This is a genomic window from Phormidium sp. FACHB-1136 (assembly GCF_014697375.1).
Classification (GTDB): domain Bacteria; phylum Cyanobacteriota; class Cyanobacteriia; order Phormidesmidales; family Phormidesmidaceae; genus Nodosilinea.
Map to the genome: position 1 here is coordinate 1 of NZ_JACJRS010000068.1, position 17,517 is coordinate 17,517.

The following is a 17,517-nucleotide window of genomic DNA, read 5'->3' on the forward strand; positions in this document are numbered from 1 at the left end:
GAAAGGCTTTACATCAGCCAGTTTCGGACATGATGGGTCGATTGACTCAGCTCATGTCCGTTTTTCTTGGCGTCCCGCTACCGGATACAGAACTTCCCACTGTCCAGTGATTAAAACGATCAATAATGTCGCTAATTTCACTAGCTGTAAGAGTCGCTGCATCGGATTTTGAATAGATAGAGACAAGGAGAATGCAGATTTTATCTCGCAATTGATAAATGACCCTATAGCCTGAACTTTTCCCTTTTTGAATATCGCTGTTTTTGACGCGGATTTTGAAGACAGTGTAGGTCGTGCCAGGAATTTGATCGCCAGGACAGTTTCCACTTTCAAGGTCATCGAACAGTGGTTGTAGATCAGTTCGGATATTGCGATACCGTTTGGCTAACTTGCGAAGTTGCCCTTGAAAATCGGGAGTAAATAGGATTTGGATAGATGGAGTGTCAGTCATCAAGGCCATCCCAGAGTTCAGAGATGGGCTTTAAGTCGCCTGCTTCGGCTTGTTGTAGAGAGATCCTCAAATGGGCAAGGATGAGTTCATTGGGATCGTCGTCGGGGTCGGTTGGAGGAGTGAGGATGCCGCGATCAACCAGAATTTGATAGAAATCGTCTACATCCATAGCAATGACCTGAGCCGCTTGCTCGATGAGCAGGATCTTTTGCTGAAAAAGCGCAATCGCAACTTCTCGGCGCAGATCTGGTTCTGTGATGGCTAGGTTGTCGGGTAAGTCGATGGTGATTTGCATGATTCAGGCTCCAAATCTTATTATTTAGACTTCAAACAGTGATCGGGGTAGCTGCGACTGTCGAATAATAGATTGTAGCGTTCCTATTTTTAAGGCTTTGTGATTGGGGACAGGAACGGTAATGGTTGTCTCTTCTATGCGTTTTTGCATAACAATGTGGCTTCCCCGTTGTCGTACGTTCTGGAATCCATGTTGTTCTAGAAGCTTGCATATTTCGCTTCCCGAAAAGATTCTAAGCTTGCCCAATACTAACCTCCAGTCGGGTAATAAAGACTTCGGATTTGAGACGATTGGCAATTTCTGAAGGGTCAGCAACTTCAAAGAAAAGCTCGATGGCCTCGATTAGGTTAGTTCTCGCTTCTTCTACGGTATCGCCCTGACTGGCAATGTCTAGCTCAGGACAGAGGGAAACGTAACCTTCTTCTTCTCGTTCGATAACAGCCGTAAACTGATGTGTTTGTTTAATCACTGTCTGAACTCCTTATGATTTGGGTGCATGGTATTTAGTCTTGCTGATGGAGATTTTTTAGATCTTCTTAAAGAATTTGAAGGCTATCAGGTAGATCGATGGTGATTTGCATGGTTTAGGCTCCTTTTTCTGGAGGTTGGCTTAAGGTGTCAATGTAGGTGATGGTTGCCTTGCCCCAGATGCTTTCTTCTAGGTAGTGTTGGGCGATTTCGATGAGGGTAGCTTTGGTGGCTTGGAGGTGGCGTTCGGGATTGAGTAGTTGTTGGCGTAGGTTGGCCCACTTGGAGGAACTACCTTGCTGTATTTCGGTAAATTCTGCATCAATAATCGCGAGGGCTTCGGATTCGTTAGCGACGGTGGGATGCTGGCTTTGGAGATGGGTAATCAGCGCCTTTAGATCCATGATGGCTGCTTGTACCGATGGATCGGTGGCGTAGTTATGCTGTGCCTCGATGTAGGTATCGACCTGCTCGAAGATTTGTACTTTTTCGGCTTTGGGGAAGTTGTATTTTGAGGCTTCTGTCATGGGGTTGGCTCTTGGTCAAGGATAAATTCTAGGTTTTGGGCACCGTGAAGGACTCGGATAATTTCTACGGTATCAGGATGAATTTGATAGAAGATGATGTACTTGCTGAAGCCTTTGATAGGGTATTGGCGTACTTGAGCCAGCCTTGGAGATGTGAATCCACTGCGTCTACCAATTTCAGGAAGTTCGGCAATGCGTTGGAAGGTTGCCTCGGCAGCATAGAGAAAGCGATCACCCGCATCAAGGTTATCAAGACTGATGTAGGTGGCATGGGCGATCAGATCTTGAATGACGATGGGGCGTTTGGTCAGGTTAGCCATTGTGGGATTGATCGCTTTGGTTTTGATGAACAGCGGCGCGGATGGACTCCCAATCGCTGGTGGTCATTGGTGTGGGTTCGCCAGAGTTAAGCCCTTCGAGAATGAGAGCTTCAAGGTGGTCTTTGCGGGCTTTGTCTTGTTGAATGAGGGCTTGAATGTAGTCGTTGGCGGTGTTGTATTGGCCGGATGCAAGTTGCTCTTTGAGGTAAGCGGCTAGAGCCTCTGGGAGTGAGATGGTTAGATTAGTCATGGAGTTACCTTGATGGAGAAAGACTAGACAATTTATCGACTATTGGCCTGAGTTTGGGGGCTTTTCATAGTAATGTTCAACCCGCTCAATGATCTTGACTTTGGTAGCATTAGGGAAAATATTGCTGACTGGTGAAGCCTTCGCTTCTGAAGGCTCTTTAGCCGTCTTTTGAGCGTTTATTGTTTCTTGCCAGATTTCGTAGTTGTAGAACTTACAATCGCCCTGAATCTGAGTAATTGCTTTTCGGAAGCTTGGATGTTTACCCTGACAATATAGAAACCAAAGATTAGGCAAGACGCTCACCTCTTGGATGTCTGCCAATGCGAAAGCTGCACTTAAAGAGATTATGAAATCAGGCTCTTCAAGTGAATGAAACAGATAGGGCTTGAGTTCTTTTATTCCTAATTTTCCTGATATTCTAATGGCAGCAGTTCTGACGCTATAGTCAGAATCCTGGAGAGAGATAAGCAAGTCAGGAAGAATGGCATTAGATCCATTTTCTATCAATACTTTCTCGGCATTTTGTCGAACTCCAGCAGATTTTTCTTTTAAGGCTTCAAGCAATAGATTTAGAGGTATGCTAACTCCAAATTTAGTTCCAATTTCTCCTAGAGCCTTGATCGCAACTTCTCGCACTTTTTCATCTAGGTCATAAAGAGTATTAGTTAAAGCATCAATCAATGAGCTCTTATCAAGTCTACTTGATATTTTAAAGTTTCTCAATGACTTAATGGCTCTTATTCGGACATGCTTTGAAGTGTCATTCAAGAATTTCAATAACTCATAAGCACAGGATTTATCTCCAATTGCCTCCAATGCTGTGATAACGGAAATACGAGTATGTTCGTCTGGATCATTGCAAAATCTCATGACATGATGAAGTGTGGCTTCACTACCTAGCTTACCAAGGGATTCAATTGCACTTCGTCGAACATAAGCAGAATGATCGCTCAGAGCATCAATCAAGCAAGGAATCATCAGTTTGTTGCCAGTTTTGCCTAGCGAACTGATAGCATACATGCGCACAAACTCTTCTGAATCACAAAGAAAAGGAAGAAGATCGATACTACTATTCTCATCAACTAAATTATCCAAGATTGATATTGCTGTCACCCGATTATCTGCTAAAGGATCGCTCATCATATCGCTTAGGCTAGATATGATGCTGTCATTTTTCATTTTTATTAACGCCTCCTTGGAAAAGTGGCGAACGAATTTTTTTGAACTTTTTATGGATTCTAGCAGAGCAACAGACGAGGGCTCACTGTTGATTTTTGCAATTGCTTCAGAAGCCTTCACTCGAACAGAGTAAGATGAATCTTGAAACGCCTCAATCAAAAGCGGAATGACTTTATCATTACCAATTCCTCCTAGTGCTTCTACAGCAAGACATCTGATTTCGGAATCTGCTTCTTGAAGAGTTTTTAGCAATTCAGGTATTGCTGCTTCGTCGCCGATTTCCCCTAATGCCTTAATGGCTTTTTTACGCACACTGTCGTTGTCAAAACAAAGAGAATGCAATAGATTGGGGACAGCACTACTAGCTTTAATATTCCCTAGGATCTCACAGGCAAGACCTCGGATTTTCGGGTCGGGGCTACTTAAATTTTCCAGGAAATTTGATTTTATTAAGCTTGATGCAAAAGGATCTCTACAAAGGATTTGAGACGCATGTAGATTAAGCGCGTAGTTATTGGGTTGTGCAAAAGTTTTAATAAGTTTTGGAACGGCCATTTCTGATTGACTTTCTCCCCATATCTGACACTTTATCTCAGATGGCACGATTAATTTGTCTATATAATTAATAGATATATCTTGAAGATGGTGTTTGACCGCGCCAGCTAATCGAGATCCAAGAAAGAAATCAATCTCGTTGATTGCTCTTGAGACTATTCCTAGCGCATTTTGATCTTCGTCTACTAAGGCCAACATCAGGGCAATAGGTTCTGTCCACTTAAGCAGATTTAGATAGTCGCGCTTGATCTGATCATCGCTCAGCTCAGGCAATAGGCATAGTAGATGTTCAGCGGCATAATATTCCTGGATCAGTTGGTGGCGAAATTCGAGTTGGCCAGTGGTGCGTTTTTGCAGTAAGTGGTATTTGAGCAGATCGTCTAAAATATCGCGGACAGGGAACTTTTCCTTCGCAAAGATTTTGCCCAGTTCTCGCTCAGCTTCGGTGCGATGAATCGCCACACGAAAATCAACCAGGGTTTCCCCCTGCATCATCAGGGCCGCCAAGGCCATCAGAGCAGGTTTCCACAAGCGGCGATCACTCAGGGGCCGCACATCTCCCTTCAGCAGCGCCACCTCATGCTTACGCACGCTGCTGTCCTCATACATCGTCGTAAACGCCCGAAATACCTCCGCCAGGTTGTTGGGCAACTGTTGATTAGGCGACTGCTGAAACACCTCACACAGCATCCACAACAGCAGCGGCGTTTGGCCAAAATCCCGCAGGCGATGGTTCAACTGCCGCAGCATCGCCTCCGCCTGGTTCGGCACATAGGCCCGAATAAACGCCTTCATCTGCGCCTCGGTGAGGGGCTGCATTTCCAGCTTTTTCTCAATCCCCAGGTCGCCCCCCAGGCCCAAATCTCGCGTGGTGAAGATCATCGGTATATGGGGGTAGCTTCGTCGAAAGACTGAAAGCTGGGCTCTGGCCTCCTCCGTGGGCAGTTCGTTTAAGCCATCCACCAACAGCAGGAATCGCCCTTCATCAAGCTGGGCAGACAGGGCAGCATCATCCAGCATCAGGCCATGGCGCTTCAAAAATCCCTGAATCAGCCCCTCAATGGAACCCTGCCAATAGCGCAACTCCACCAACACCGGAATCTTCTCTTGCTCCCCTCTCCCAACCTTGGGAGAGGGGCTGGGGGTGAGGGCATCAGGGGGCTTGGCTGTAAACGAACTCGCCTCCTCCAGCAACAGCCGAATTAACGCCGTAGACTTCCCAGATCCAGGACGACCCACCAACAACACATGGCCATCGGCATACTTGCGAATCCCCTCCAGCACCGGGAGACGTTCGATTTTTTCGCGATGTTCTGACCGAGAATCATGGTCTGGTGCAGAAGAATCCTTTTCCTTGGCGACGGTTTGCACCATCAGGCCAAAGTCAAACACCGAGGGCTGTTCTGGCTTTGGCGGTTTAACCTTGCCTTCCACATCGGTCAGGGTGTAGTGCTCCCACCATTTTCCGTATTGGGCGGTGATGGATTGTAGGTAGGGCTGAAAACTGGGGAAAGCCTGTCTCTTAAAAGATAGGCTCCCTTGCTGTAGTTGAGCCAAGGAATCCCAAATTTCGTCGGTGCCCCGTCCAGTGGAACCTTCGGCCCAGTCTAGCAGCGCCTTTACCCGCTTCATTTGAGGCGCGTCTGAATCGGGAATCAAACCCGCAGGGGGCTGAAGCCCATACAAAAGCTGCCCAAACTCCGGGGACGTTAGGCCGTTGAGGGCTTGAAAGAGCTTGGTGCGATGTCTAGACGGATCGCGGTAGGAGGAATCGGAATCCATACCAGATGCAGCGGGCGCGAGAAAAGCGGAGACCTATCGCTATGGTAGCCGCAGTGTCCTTAAAGCTGAACGCTGGAGCACCACAGTCAATATTTCCACCTAGGACGGGGTACTGTAGCTTAGGGCTTTAACTTTTTGGTTCTCACCTTCTACGTCTGGCAGAGATCGACCGTGTTTTTCTGCGGTTTCAATCCATAGCTGAGTCACAATTTCTAACTCTTCTAGGGTTTCAGCCCGTAGGATGGGCATTGCCCGCCATTTTTCCCATGTGGGCGTTGTTAGGTGAGCCGTGCCTACCCTACTTACTAATCAAGTCAAGATCGCTCAGCTTGGCCAAGTTTATCAAGGCTTCTAAGCGTTCGGCCCGATCTTGCTCTAGCCGATCTTCGCATTGAACAAGCTCCTGATGTTCCACCTCAGAAAGTTCGCCTCATTCGCACTGCTGCCGTAAATTCTCTAGTCGGGCATCGTCACGGATGGCTTTGCTCCGGCTTGAGCCCAATTGGTCTGGGCAAGGTCATAATCTAAGTACGTCGCCGCCTGTAGGAAAACCACCGTGATGACCCTTCAAGATTTGATGCAGGAAGCCCAGGGCTTAACCTGGCAAGAGCAGCTTCACTTGGCCACTCGGTTGCTGCAATGGGCCGAAGCCCAAATGGCTAACCAGCAGGAAAGCCCTCAACGCCATGCCAATCATGCACTAACCGTTGCCGCTGAAAACGCATTAGATCCGTCTCAACAATACGCGGAACTGTTGGGGATTCTTCGCCAGATCCGCGCCAACGGGCAGGCCAAGTATGGCACCTACCAGGGCAACCTGCTAGCCGAAGCCCGCTCAGATCGGGAAAACTCCTTCAGCCAATTTCTAGACTCCGCTTCATGATTGTCGTACCAGACTCCAATATCTTCATTGCTCAGGTCGTTTCCCTTGATTACACCGAAGCCGCAGAACGAAAACTTACCGAATGGCTAGAGCGTGGTACTGAACTGGTGGTTCCATCGTTATGGTCTTACGAAATTGTTTCTGCCCTACGTAAAGCCATGACCGTCGGCTTGCTGACTCAAGAGCAAGTTAAGCAGGGGTTAGACGCTATCTTTTCGTTCAATATCCGAGAAGTTCCGCCATCTACCCAACTCCATCAGAGCGCTTTGCACTGGGCGGTTCAGCTTCAACAGACGGTTGCCTACGATGCTGCCTTTCTAGCCCTCGCAGATTCATTAGGGGCTGACTTCTGGACTGCTGATAAACGTCTTTTCAATACTTGCCAGCGACTTCAATTGCAATGGGTTCACTCATTACAAGAACTGGATGCGGTGGAGAACAACGAGTCTTAATATCTAATACTACAATTGCCCCCATGTGGTGGTGGCGCGATCTCCTCACCCGGTGCAGCATCTTTTGTCCGTCTTCAGTAGGCGCTACTATGGCTCAGGGCTTTAACTTTTTGGATTTCGCCTTCTACGTCTGGCAGGGATCGACCGTGTTTCTCTGCGGTTTCAATCCATAGCTGAGTCACAATTTCTAACTCTTCCAAGGTCTCTATCAACGTATCCCCCTGGGCTAAGCATCCTTTCAGGGCTGGGATCTCTGCGACATAGCCCCCTTCGTCACATGGATAGATCACAATTGGATAATTCATCGGGTAGTCCTATTTCGTACAGGCTAGAGAATAATCAGGCGACCCTAGAGACCTTACGGCAGTAGATTGCTGTTTTTGGCTGTTTTTTCTCTGACCCGTAGATTAATGCACTACCATTCATCGCTAACCTCGTTTTCAAGAAACTAGGCGGTTCAGCGGTTAGGCGTTGATGCGGCCTGCCATGGGCGAACTGGGGCTGGCGGTGGTTTGGATGGGGATGCGTCCGGCGTGGTAGGCCAGTCGTCCGGCCTGGGTGGCGAGGCCCATAGCGCGACCCATGGCCACGGGGTTTTGGGCCTTGGCGATGGCGGTGTTAATTAGCAGGGCATCGGCTCCCATTTCCATGGCCAGGGCGGCTTCGCTGGGGGTGCCAATCCCGGCATCGACGACCACGGGCACCTTGGCATTCTCGATGATGATTTGGATATTGGCGGCATTGCGGATGCCCTGACCAGAGCCAATCGGGGAACCGAGGGGCATCACCGTGGCGCAGCCCGCTTCCTCTAGGCGTTTGGCCAGCAGGGGGTCGGCGTTGATGTAGGGCAGCACCGCAAAGCCTTCCTTCACCAACTGTTCCGCCGCTTCTAGGGTGCCGATGGGGTCGGGCAGCAGGTACTTGGCGTCGGGGATCACCTCCAGCTTGACGAAGTTGTTGTCCTCCTGGCCCAGCAGCTTGGCCATTTCTCGGCCCAGCCGCGCTACTCGGATGGCCTCTTCGGCGGTTTGGCACCCGGCGGTGTTGGGCAGCATCCAAATTTTCGACCAGTCCAGGGCTTCGGCCAGTCCTTCGTGGCCGGGGGCGTTGGTCTGCACCCGCCGCACCGCCACGGTGACAATCTCGCAACCGCTGGCGGCAATGCTCTGGCGCATGGTTTCAAAGTCGTCGTACTTGCCCGATCCGGTCATTAGACGGGAGGTAAAGGAGCGTCCGGCAATGACGAGGGGATTGTCGGCGGGGATAGCGGCGGCGGCGGATTCTAGGGGAGTGGCGGTTAGGGTCATGGTGGATTTGGGTAGGGAATCGGGAGTCGGGAGTCGGGAGTCGGGAGTCGGGTAGGATCGGGGTTTCCCCGTCCCCAGATCATCGCGATTGGGGCGGGGTTCCCCTGTCCCCAAATCATCAGGATTCGGGGGGGCGTTAAAACGCTGATAGGAGAAGGGGGGCAGCAGGTTGGGGGTGCGTCCGGCAAGGAATTCGGCAATCAGGTGGGCGGTGATGGGGGCGAGGAGGATGCCGTTGCGGTAGTGTCCGGTGGCGAGGGTGAGGTTGGCGGCGGGGCCGGGGCCGAGCAGGGGCATTTCGTCGGGGGTGGCGGGTCGGTAGCCCCACCAGGTTTGCTCTAGGGTGCAGTCGGCCAGCCAGGGCAGCAGGGCAATGGCGTTGGCCAAGAGCTGGTGGACTCCGGCGGCGGTGTTGCCGGGGGCAAAGCCGACGTCTTTGCCGGTGGCCCCCAACACGATGCGGCCATCCTGGCGGGGCACGATGTAGATATTTTCGCCAAACAGCACCCGTTGCAGGGGTTGCACGGTGCCGAGGGCGGGGGGAACCCGCAAACTGGCCATCTCACCTTTTTTAGGGAAGACGGGCACGGGCAGTAGGTCGTGGCTCCAGGCTCCGGCGGCGAGGACGATGTGATCGGCCTGGAAGTCGCCAGCCTGGGCGGTGCAGACGCGCTCAATGCGGCCTTGGGATTGGCGCAGTGCGGTGGCCCCAACCCCTTCGTGGATGGTGACGCCCAGGTCTAGGACAGCGGTACGGAGGGCTTTCACCAAGGCTTGGTTGTTGACCTGACCATCTTCGGGATACCAAAAGGCACCCTTCACCCCAGCCCCAAGTCCGGGCTGGTAGTGGGCGAGGGCTTCGGTGGTCAACCATTGCCCTTGGGCGGATTCCTGGATAACCTGATTTTCCTGGGATTGCTGAGTCGTGGAATCCGATAAATCCGGCACCTGAAACCGGGGAGCCAAAATGCCGCTGGGCCAATAGCCGACGGATTGCCCAGTGAGGGCTTCAATTTTCGCTACCCAGTCGGGATAGCGCTCCAAACTGGCCAAACACAGATCCAGCATGAGGCCGGGGGGAATGCCCTCGGCACGGGGGGCCAACATTCCGGCGGCGGCATGGCTGGCGGCGGCGGCAAAGTCGCGGCTGAGGACGGCCACGCTGGCCCCCTGCTGGCGCAGTTCTAGGGCAATGGCCAACCCCATAATGCCCCCGCCCACCACGAGGATGTCCTGTCCCGCCTGTGTCATGTCCTGTTGCCTACTGATTTGCTGCCTAGTGGTTCGTTGTCTAACGGTTTACGGTCTAAGGATCATCCTATAGCGGTTTCCGCTAGGGTGAGATAGACCGTTGCTGGGTTCTAGATCCCCCCAGTACCTAGCTGTCTCAGCTTTACGCTGTACCCCCCTTGATAAGGGGGGCAGGGGGGATCGTCGCAATGTCCTTCTACCCGCATGAAATCCGCGATGAATCCTGGGGGATGCCCTCCGGTGCGGTGGGGTGAGGAACCCTCGCCCCTACGGTTTGGCCGCGAATGCCTGTCCTGGGAACATTTGTCCCTGTGACATTTTAGGACATAGGATCTAGACAAGCAGAAACTTGATCCCGAAGGAACCGACCCTGTGAACATCGCTTTTATTATCGACCCCATCGAACGCCTTGACCCCGGCCACGACACCAGCATTGCCCTCATGGAAGCGGCCCAGGAAAAGGGACACCAGGTTTGGATCACCGAAGCGCCCTTCCTCAGCGTGGTGGGCGGCAAGGCCTACGGGCTGTTGCGGCGAGTGGAGCTTACCCCCGTGAGTCTGGTGGATGGCCATTGGGTGGCCGATGAGCGCTGGTACGAGGTGGACGAGGTGGAACTGCGTCCCCTAGAGGAGATGGACGTGGTGTTCATACGGACGGATCCGCCCGTGACGGTGCCCTACCTCTACGCCACCTACATTTTGGACTACATCGACCCCGCCAAAACCCGCGTGATCAACTCACCCAAGGGCATCCGGGCTGCTAACGAAAAGATGTACGCCCTGCAATTTGCCGAGGCCATCCCCGAAACCATCGTCAGCCAAAACAAGGCGGTGATTCGCGAAACCGTAGAGCGCTGGGGTTCGGCGGTACTGAAGCCCCTAGGCGGCAAGGCGGGCGAGGGCATTTTGTTCCTGCAAGCGGGGGATCGCAACCTCAACTCCATGGTGGAAATCAGCACCCGCCAGGGCCAAGAACCCGTGATGATCCAAACCTATCTGCCCGCTGCCAAGGAGGGCGATAAGCGCATCATCCTACTCAATGGTGATCCCATCGGGGCGGTGAATCGCATCCCTACGGGCAGCGAATTTCGCGGCAACATGGCCGTCGGCGGTCGCGTTGCCCAAGTAGACATCACCGACCGAGAGATGGACATCTGCCGCCAACTGGCCCCCACCCTGCAACGGGACGGCCTCTACTTCGTCGGCATCGACATCATCGGCGGCTACCTGACGGAGGTGAACGTCACCAGCCCCACCGGAGTGCGGGAAATCGACCGCCTCAACAACGTGCGCCTGGGCCATCAGGTGATGGACTGGCTGGCTCAGCCCTAACCGTCCCAGCAACGAGGTCGCGGCCTATTTGGAATTGGCCCCTGTCTTCCTTCATCTAGCCAGCATCGCAGCCTAGCCCCAACAACACTCGACCTTAGTGGAATACCCGCCCCTGGGCCGTCGGTTTACCCTAGGGGGGCGCGTCACCGATGAAGGTCTGGGGTTATCTATGCCAGCCATTGCTTACATTGCCAAGCCGATTCTCAAGGTGGATGGCACCGCTGTGGGGGCGGCGGTGCTGGAGGATATTCTGCAAATTTCGGTGGAGGAAAGCCTGCACCTGCCGGGGATGTTTACCCTGGTTTTGCGCAACGACTATCGCCCTGGGGCTGATGCCGATACGGTTTGGAAACACCGGGATTTGTTGGCCATTGGTAAGGCGGTGGAGTTGGGGTTTGTCTCTAGCACCACGGAGGATGCGGAGTTTGACGATGCGGCGGAGGGGGTGCTGTTGAAGGGGGAGATCACCGCCATTGAAACCCAGTTTACCCGCGATGCCCAAGCGCCGATTATTGTGCGGGGCTACGATGCCTCCCATCGCCTGCACCGGGGGCGACAGAGCCGTTCCTTTCAAAACAAAACCGACACCGACATTGTGAGGCAAATTGCCGGAGAGGTGGGCCTATCGACGGGCACGGTGGACGATACGGGTGGCCCCTACGGCTATGGGGACATTGGTGGCAGTAGCGGCTATATTTTTCAAGAAAACCAGACCAATATGGAATTCCTGCGGTCGCGGGCGGCCCGCCACGGCTATGAACTGTTTGTGCAGGATGGCAAGCTGAATTTTCGCAAACCCAAAAAAGACGGTAGTTTGAGCCTGGAATGGCTGAAGGATTTGCACAGCTTTCGGGTGCAGGTGAGCAGCGCCGAACAGGTGGATAGCGTGGAAGTGCGGGGCTGGGACTACAGCAAAAAAGAAGCCATTGTGGCCACCAGCACCAGTCGCAGCGCCGTGATCACCAGCACCGACCAGGGTACGGGTACCGATAAAACCAAGTTCAGCGGCAAGCCCAGCAGTCCCAAACTGGTGGTGGTGGATCAGGTGATGTCTCAGGCGGCGGAGGCCACGACCCTGGCGGGGGCGCTCTACGGCGAGGTGGGAGGCGAGTTTATCCAGGCCGATGCCCGCAGCGAAGGAAATCCCCAAATTCGACCGGGCAAGGTGGTTAAGCTAACCAACATGGACAAGTACAGCGGCGACTACTACGTCACCGAAACCCGCCACCTGTTTTTTGAGCGGGTCTACGCCACGGAATTCAGCGTGCGAGGTCTGCGCGGGGGCGATTTGCTGCAAATTCTCTCGCCGCCCAGTCAGCTCCAGCCGGGACAAACCTGCCTGATTGGCATTGTGGCCGACAACAAAGATCCCAAAAACTGGGGCCGAGTGCGGGTCAAGTTTCCGGCCCTGACGGAGGAACACATGAGCAACTGGGCTAGGGTGGTTTCCGTGGGGGCGGGGGCCAGTCGGGGTTTAGATTGTCTCCCCGAAATCAACGATGAGGTGTTGGTGGCCTTCGAGCATGGTGATATCCATCGGCCCTACGTGCTGGGTGGTGTATGGAATGGCAAAGATGCTCCCCCCGAAACCGCTGCAAACGATGTGGCCGACGGCAAAGTGCGCCTGCGTACCTTCAAAACCCGTTTGGGTCATAAGCTGCAATTTGTGGAAGAGGACAAGGACAGCAGCAAAAAGGGAGCCTACCTCGAAACCGTAGCGGCCCACAAACTGCACCTCAACGACACCGATAAATTTGTGGAACTGAAGACTTCCGCCGGACACCAAGCCCGATTGGATGACCAAAACAAAAAAATCGAAATCAAAAGCACGGGTGGGCATTTTCTGCGCCTAGACGACAACGGCACCAAGGTCGAACTCACCTCCACTGGGGATATGACAATTCAGTCCGGCACCAGTGGCACCAGTCGCGCCATCGACATTAAAGGCGGCAATATTACCCTCACCGGAACTCAAAATATCACCCTAAAAGTGGGTAGCAATTCTATCAAAATCAGCCAATCCGGGATTGAAATTAGCGGCGTCCAGGTGACGGTGAAAGCTACTGGGCAAGCCAAAATGCAGGGGGCCATGGTGGATATTCAGGGCAGCGGCATGACCAAAATTCAAGGGGGAATAGTGAAAATAAATTGAGGTGTTAGAGATTAAGCTGATGTGCATCTAAATTGCATAGCGCTTTTCTCAGTAGCGCTTGCTATAAGGATCTTTGATTGATCTGGTGATTGTATTTTAGATGGCTAACAGTTTAAGGGACAGGGGATAGGCGCAATTGAATCAACCGTAGGGGTGGGGTTTCCCCGCTCTCAAAATCCGAAGGGGATAGATCAAGCATGGGTATACAAGTCGTCATGGGAGCCACGTTGCAATGTTCCTTTGGGGTCGCCCCCAGTTCGTTGATGGTGATTCCCAAGGGGCCACCAACGATGGCCGGGGGGCCGCTGGCCGCAAGCATTATGGACTTTGCCCCCATGGTCAACATTCTGCCCTTCGGTATGTGTACCTCCCTAGCCAATCCCACGGTGGCAGCGGCAACGGCGGCGGCTCTCGGTGTGCTCACCCCCATGCCCTGCGTTCCAGTGACGGTGGCCCCCTGGGCACCGGGGTCGCCCACGGTGTTGCTGGGCACCTTTCCAGCGCTCAACAACAGCAGCAAATGTATGTGTGCCTGGGCCGGGGTGATTTCCATCCTCAATCCAGGGCAGTTCACGGTGCAGATTCCCTAGGCCGTCCCCCAACTTATCCGCCCCAACGGTTCCCTGCCCCCGGCCTTCATGTCTCCCTCGTCCATCCCCTATCCATCCCCTATCCATCCCCTATCCATCCCCTATCCAGCAGTGGAGCAACGGCGTTCTATGGCATCCAGTCACCTTTCCCCATCGTCTTCCGCCTCGCCTTCTGCGTTTCCCTCCCCGGTGGAACCCCCAGACCGCACTCCGGTCAAGCGCTGGTTGTCAATTCGCTGGACATTGCCCCTGATGATGCTGGTGCCCCTGGTGCTGGGAATTGGTCTGACCGGAGCCTTGGCGTTTTATGCCAGTCGGGCAGCGGTGGCCAAACTCATCAATACCATCAATACCGAGGTCACCAACCGCATCGATCAGCGCCTAGAGGATCACATGACCCATATGGCTAACCTGGCAGACCTCGTGCAGAAGGAGTTTGCCTCAGGGGGGCTGCGCACCGATGACCCGGAGCGGCTGCGGCAATACTTCTGGCATTTGACGCAGTATTCCTCCGTTGTCGATGCGGTCTACTATGGGGATCAATCGGGAAATCTTGTCCTGGTGGGGCAAATTCCGGGTGGCGGTTTTCGCTATGCTCGTCGCGATGCCACCACCGGGGAAAATCGCCAAGTCTATGCCTTGGATAGCCAGGGGCGGGTGGTGGGGGAACCCGTCAACCAGGTCTACGACCCACGCGAGCGGATCTGGTATCGGCAGGTGCAGGCCCAGCAAAGCCACCTGTGGTCAGAGATATACTATGGGGCCAACCCGCCGGATTTGATCCTCACCCGCGCCACGCCCATGGCTCCGGTGGACGGCGAAATTCCTGGGGTGATTGCGGTGGATTTATACCTAAAGTCCCTCAGTCAGTTCTTACAGGAACTGGATGTGAGCGAGAACGGCAAGGCGTTCATTATTGACCTTGCCCCCGACAGCCGAGGAGAACTCGTGGCCATCTCCCAGGGGTTGCCCTTTAAGGAAAATGCCGTGGGCCAAATGGTGCAGATCCAATCCCTAGAAAGTGACGATCCGGTGATTCAGGCTACGGCTCAATACCTTGACCAACACGCCGCCGAACTGGCCGATCCCAATGCCCAGAAGTCCATTCGGGTGATGATTGACAACCAGCGCCACTGGGTAGAAATTCGCCCCTTCCGCCACGACAACCTCAACTGGCTGATGGTGGTAACGGTGCCAGAGGCCGACTTTGCTGGGGATATCTACCGCAACGCCCGCCGTACGCTGTGGTGGGGGCTGGCCGTTACCGGAGCGGTGACCTTGCTGAGTGGGATGCTCTCCCGTTGGCTCACCCAGCCCATCCAGCGACTTTCCCAAACCGCCAACGAGGTGAAGCAAAACCAATATCCCTCCGATGACCTCGCTGCCGTGGCCCGCCGCCCCGACGAACTGGGGGAGCTGGCGATGCTGTTTGAAGACATGGCCCTGGTGGTGATGAGCCGCGAACAGGGATTATCGGAACAGGTGGCCTCCCTGCGGGCGGAAATTGCCGAATATGGCACCGTGCAGGACGAAACCACCAAAACGCTCCTCCAACTGTTGCAACGGGCACGGCAGACCCGCCAAGCCTACGCCGCATCCAGATCCGACACGGCCCCTTGACGGATACGTGCTATGACTTCCCCATTTTCTGCCACCCCTTGGTCGATTACGGCTCCCTCAGCGGATCTCATCACCAATTATCAGGCCCTTCAGGCCGAAGTGGCTGATCTACACCAGCGTCTTCAAGCCCTGGCTTCCCCCGATCCCCAATCCCCGAACCCCGAACTCCCGGTTTCTAAACCCCATTCCCCGCCCCCCACTCCCACCCTCGATCACCTCTGCCGCCGCCTAGGTCTTTCCGCCTTCGAGCGCCAGGTGGTGTTGCTCTGTCTGGGGATGGAGTTGGATCCCCACTGGCCCGCTCTCTGTGCTGCCGTGCCGCCCCATCGGCCCTATCCCACCTGGAGTTTGGCCCTCGCTCTCAACCCTGATGCCCACTGGACGGCCTTGCCCCCTGATGCTCCCCTGCGGCGGCGGCGGATTGTGGAACTTGGCCCCGGCAATGCCTTGGTAGACAGCCCCCTGCGCTTGGATGAGCAAATTCTGCACCGACTGATGGGCCATCACACCCTCCACGAGCGCCTCCTCGGCCTGGGGGCTAAACGCCTGTTCCCAGGCCCCACCTGCGAGGGGTACCGCACCCTGGCCATTCCCCTGGCCCAAACCTGGATATCGGCCTCCCAGGCCCACCGCCCCCTGCCCCTCATTCATCTGTGGGGGCGAGACCAAGCCAGTTTAGCCGCCGTCGCCGTCACCCTTTGTGACCTGTTGGATCGAGAAGTGTGGACGTTAGCCGCCACAACCCTCCCCCCCGACCCCGCCCAGGGCCACCTCCTGCGCGACCTCTGGGAACGGGAGTGGCACCTAAACCAGCGGGTGCTGATGCTCACCTGCGGCACCGAAACCCTTGGCCCAGAGCGGGAGTGGGCCATTACCGACCTGATTGATGGCCTTGTGGCACCGTTGATCCTCACCGCCCCAGATCGCCGTGCCCCCAGCCATCGCCCCCAGGTGGCCCAGGAGGTGCCCTTGCCCTCGCCCCAGGAACAGCGCCAGATTTGGGTGGATCAGTTGGGGGATCAGGTGGTCGCCTTGAACGGTCATTTAGATACCCTGGTGGCCCACTTCAACCTTAGCCGCGATGCTATCGAAACCGCCTGCCATACCGCCCAAGGTCACACCGACACCGACCTAGCCAACGCCCTCTGGCAAGCCTGCCGCACCCAGGCCCGACCCCAACTGGATGCCCTCGCCCAGCGCATCCACCCCGCCGCCACCTGGGACGATCTGGTGCTGCCCGACCGAGAAATGGCCATCCTCAAGGAAGTGGCCGCCCATGTGCGCCAGCGGGCCAAGGTCTACGAACAGTGGGGCTTTGCCGACAAGGGACAACGTGGCCTAGGCATCAGCGCCCTCTTTGCCGGAGCCAGCGGTACGGGCAAAACCCTCTCCGCCGAAATTTTGGGCCACGCGCTGGATTTGGATGTCTACCGCATCGACCTCAGTGCCGTGGTCAGCAAATACATCGGCGAAACCGAGAAAAACCTGCGCCGTGTGTTCGATGCCGCCGAGGGCAGCGGCGTGGTGCTGCTGTTCGACGAAGCCGATGCCCTGTTTGGCAAACGCACCGAGGTCAAAGACTCCCACGACCGCCACGCCAACCTAGAAGTCAGCTACCTCCTGCAACGCATGGAAGCCTACCGGGGCTTAGCCATCCTCACCACCAACCTGAAAGCCTCCCTCGACCAAGCCTTCCTACGCCGGATTCGCTTCGTGGTGCAATTTCCCTTCCCCGACGTGGCCCAGCGCACCGAAATTTGGCGACGCAGCTTCCCCTCCCAAGCCCCCCAAGCAGGTCTAGATTTTGCCAAACTGGCCCGCCTCAACGTCCCCGGTGGCAACATCCGTAACATTGCCCTCAATGCCGCCTTCCTCGCCGCCGATGCCGACCAACCCATCGCCATGGCCCACCTGCTCCAAGCTGCCCGCAGCGAATACCTCAAACTCGAACGCCCCCTCACCGATGCCGAAGTCAAAGGCTGGGTGTAAGATTTAAGCGTATTGATAAAATTGTATAGAGACAGATAACCTTGTGTTAGCCCTCGTGGTATGCAGTAGTATCGCCCTATAATTAAGATAGAGCACGGAGGGTTACAAACTTCT

General features: G+C 54.7%; 17 protein-coding genes and 1 pseudogene. 7 read left to right on the top strand and 11 right to left on the bottom strand.

All coding sequences use genetic code 11. The features are described 5' to 3' along the window. Nucleotides 1-46: 46 nt before the first annotated feature. The 8 genes from H6G62_RS18085 to H6G62_RS18120 all read right to left on the bottom strand — a co-directional run bounded on the left by H6G62_RS18085 (nucleotide 47) and on the right by H6G62_RS18120 (nucleotide 5,827). The gene (locus tag H6G62_RS18085; protein ID WP_190497680.1) at nucleotides 47-451 is read right to left on the bottom strand and encodes a type II toxin-antitoxin system RelE/ParE family toxin; all 405 of its coding nucleotides are present in this window, start codon (nucleotides 449-451) and stop codon (nucleotides 47-49) included. Then, a complete protein-coding gene (locus H6G62_RS18090; protein WP_190497682.1) occupies nucleotides 444-746 on the bottom strand; it encodes a UPF0175 family protein in 303 nt (100 codons plus the stop codon). Before H6G62_RS18090 ends, H6G62_RS18085 begins: the two co-directional genes overlap by 8 nt. 24 nt (nucleotides 747-770) lie before the next feature. Then, nucleotides 771-1,067 (bottom strand): type II toxin-antitoxin system HicA family toxin, encoded by a 297-nt coding sequence (locus tag H6G62_RS18095; protein ID WP_347239379.1) that lies wholly within the window; start codon nucleotides 1,065-1,067, stop codon nucleotides 771-773. Beyond that, on the bottom strand, nucleotides 979-1,212 hold the full coding sequence (locus H6G62_RS18100; protein WP_190497738.1) for a type II toxin-antitoxin system HicB family antitoxin: 234 nt from the start codon (nucleotides 1,210-1,212) through the stop codon (nucleotides 979-981). The genes H6G62_RS18095 and H6G62_RS18100 overlap by 89 nt, the downstream gene beginning before the upstream one ends. Before the next feature lie 118 nt (nucleotides 1,213-1,330). Beyond that, entirely contained in the window at nucleotides 1,331-1,741 is a 411-nt protein-coding gene (locus H6G62_RS18105; protein ID WP_190497686.1) for a hypothetical protein, read from the bottom strand. After that, nucleotides 1,738-2,061: a type II toxin-antitoxin system RelE/ParE family toxin gene (locus tag H6G62_RS18110; RefSeq protein ID WP_190497688.1), complete on the bottom strand. Its 324-nt coding sequence runs from the start codon at nucleotides 2,059-2,061 to the stop codon at nucleotides 1,738-1,740. Before H6G62_RS18110 ends, H6G62_RS18105 begins: the two co-directional genes overlap by 4 nt. Continuing rightward, nucleotides 2,054-2,311, bottom strand: a complete 258-nt coding sequence (locus H6G62_RS18115; RefSeq protein WP_190497690.1) for a type II toxin-antitoxin system ParD family antitoxin — start codon at nucleotides 2,309-2,311, stop codon at nucleotides 2,054-2,056. The genes H6G62_RS18110 and H6G62_RS18115 overlap by 8 nt, the downstream gene beginning before the upstream one ends. Nucleotides 2,312-2,350: 39 nt before the next feature. Beyond that, nucleotides 2,351-5,827 (bottom strand): sister chromatid cohesion protein PDS5, encoded by a 3,477-nt coding sequence (locus H6G62_RS18120; RefSeq protein ID WP_190497692.1) that lies wholly within the window; start codon nucleotides 5,825-5,827, stop codon nucleotides 2,351-2,353. A 559-nt stretch (nucleotides 5,828-6,386) separates the two neighbouring features. On the opposite strand from H6G62_RS18120, the gene H6G62_RS18125 reads away from it, so the two are divergent. After that, the gene (locus tag H6G62_RS18125; protein ID WP_190497694.1) at nucleotides 6,387-6,710 is read left to right on the top strand and encodes a hypothetical protein; all 324 of its coding nucleotides are present in this window, start codon (nucleotides 6,387-6,389) and stop codon (nucleotides 6,708-6,710) included. After that, nucleotides 6,707-7,162 carry a type II toxin-antitoxin system VapC family toxin gene (locus H6G62_RS18130; protein ID WP_190497696.1) on the top strand — a complete coding sequence of 152 codons (456 nt, stop codon included), beginning with the start codon at nucleotides 6,707-6,709 and terminating at the stop codon, nucleotides 7,160-7,162. The genes H6G62_RS18125 and H6G62_RS18130 overlap by 4 nt, the downstream gene beginning before the upstream one ends. A gap of 74 nt (nucleotides 7,163-7,236) precedes the next feature. Here the strand turns inward: H6G62_RS18130 and H6G62_RS18135 are convergent, their stop codons facing one another. From H6G62_RS18135 to thiO, 3 genes and pseudogenes are all read right to left on the bottom strand, one after another. After that, entirely contained in the window at nucleotides 7,237-7,467 is a 231-nt protein-coding gene (locus H6G62_RS18135) for a type II toxin-antitoxin system HicB family antitoxin (protein WP_190497698.1), read from the bottom strand. 159 nt (nucleotides 7,468-7,626) lie between these two features. Next, nucleotides 7,627-8,469, bottom strand: a complete 843-nt coding sequence (locus H6G62_RS28650) for a thiazole synthase (RefSeq protein ID WP_347239380.1) — start codon at nucleotides 8,467-8,469, stop codon at nucleotides 7,627-7,629. A 189-nt stretch (nucleotides 8,470-8,658) separates the two neighbouring features. Continuing rightward, nucleotides 8,659-9,720, bottom strand: a pseudogene (thiO, locus tag H6G62_RS28655) (glycine oxidase ThiO); the annotation flags it as partial. 372 nt (nucleotides 9,721-10,092) lie between these two features. Here thiO and gshB point away from each other — a divergent pair. The 5 genes from gshB (at nucleotide 10,093) to H6G62_RS18165 (ending at nucleotide 17,403) form a co-directional block, all read left to right on the top strand. Continuing rightward, nucleotides 10,093-11,052 carry a glutathione synthase gene (gene gshB, locus H6G62_RS18145; protein ID WP_190497702.1) on the top strand — a complete coding sequence of 320 codons (960 nt, stop codon included), beginning with the start codon at nucleotides 10,093-10,095 and terminating at the stop codon, nucleotides 11,050-11,052. A gap of 169 nt (nucleotides 11,053-11,221) precedes the next feature. Continuing rightward, nucleotides 11,222-13,204 (top strand): VgrG-related protein, encoded by a 1,983-nt coding sequence (locus H6G62_RS18150; protein ID WP_190497704.1) that lies wholly within the window; start codon nucleotides 11,222-11,224, stop codon nucleotides 13,202-13,204. A gap of 197 nt (nucleotides 13,205-13,401) precedes the next feature. After that, a complete protein-coding gene (locus H6G62_RS18155; protein WP_190497706.1) occupies nucleotides 13,402-13,794 on the top strand; it encodes a DUF4280 domain-containing protein in 393 nt (130 codons plus the stop codon). A gap of 129 nt (nucleotides 13,795-13,923) precedes the next feature. After that, entirely contained in the window at nucleotides 13,924-15,414 is a 1,491-nt protein-coding gene (locus H6G62_RS18160; protein WP_190497708.1) for a HAMP domain-containing protein, read from the top strand. A 12-nt stretch (nucleotides 15,415-15,426) separates the two neighbouring features. Continuing rightward, complete coding sequence (locus H6G62_RS18165; protein ID WP_190497710.1) at nucleotides 15,427-17,403, top strand: ATP-binding protein; 1,977 nt, start codon at nucleotides 15,427-15,429, stop codon at nucleotides 17,401-17,403. Nucleotides 17,404-17,517 lie beyond the last annotated feature (114 nt).

What these genes read in the sequence shown, in the direction of transcription:
- H6G62_RS18090 (WP_190497682.1), bottom strand. Translation starts at nt 746, where the DNA reads ATGCAAATCACCATCGACTTACCCGACAACCTAGCCATCACAGAACCA.
- H6G62_RS18165 (WP_190497710.1), top strand. Translation starts at nt 15,427, where the DNA reads ATGACTTCCCCATTTTCTGCCACCCCTTGGTCGATTACGGCTCCCTCA.
- H6G62_RS18135 (WP_190497698.1), bottom strand. Translation starts at nt 7,467, where the DNA reads ATGAATTATCCAATTGTGATCTATCCATGTGACGAAGGGGGCTATGTC.
- H6G62_RS18110 (WP_190497688.1), bottom strand. Translation starts at nt 2,061, where the DNA reads ATGGCTAACCTGACCAAACGCCCCATCGTCATTCAAGATCTGATCGCC.
- H6G62_RS18155 (WP_190497706.1), top strand. Translation starts at nt 13,402, where the DNA reads ATGGGTATACAAGTCGTCATGGGAGCCACGTTGCAATGTTCCTTTGGG.
- H6G62_RS18130 (WP_190497696.1), top strand. Translation starts at nt 6,707, where the DNA reads ATGATTGTCGTACCAGACTCCAATATCTTCATTGCTCAGGTCGTTTCC.
- H6G62_RS18125 (WP_190497694.1), top strand. Translation starts at nt 6,387, where the DNA reads ATGACCCTTCAAGATTTGATGCAGGAAGCCCAGGGCTTAACCTGGCAA.
- H6G62_RS18105 (WP_190497686.1), bottom strand. Translation starts at nt 1,741, where the DNA reads ATGACAGAAGCCTCAAAATACAACTTCCCCAAAGCCGAAAAAGTACAA.
- H6G62_RS18115 (WP_190497690.1), bottom strand. Translation starts at nt 2,311, where the DNA reads ATGACTAATCTAACCATCTCACTCCCAGAGGCTCTAGCCGCTTACCTC.
- H6G62_RS18085 (WP_190497680.1), bottom strand. Translation starts at nt 451, where the DNA reads ATGACTGACACTCCATCTATCCAAATCCTATTTACTCCCGATTTTCAA.
- H6G62_RS28650 (WP_347239380.1), bottom strand. Translation starts at nt 8,469, where the DNA reads ATGACCCTAACCGCCACTCCCCTAGAATCCGCCGCCGCCGCTATCCCC.
- H6G62_RS18160 (WP_190497708.1), top strand. Translation starts at nt 13,924, where the DNA reads ATGGCATCCAGTCACCTTTCCCCATCGTCTTCCGCCTCGCCTTCTGCG.
- H6G62_RS18120 (WP_190497692.1), bottom strand. Translation starts at nt 5,827, where the DNA reads ATGGATTCCGATTCCTCCTACCGCGATCCGTCTAGACATCGCACCAAG.
- H6G62_RS18150 (WP_190497704.1), top strand. Translation starts at nt 11,222, where the DNA reads ATGCCAGCCATTGCTTACATTGCCAAGCCGATTCTCAAGGTGGATGGC.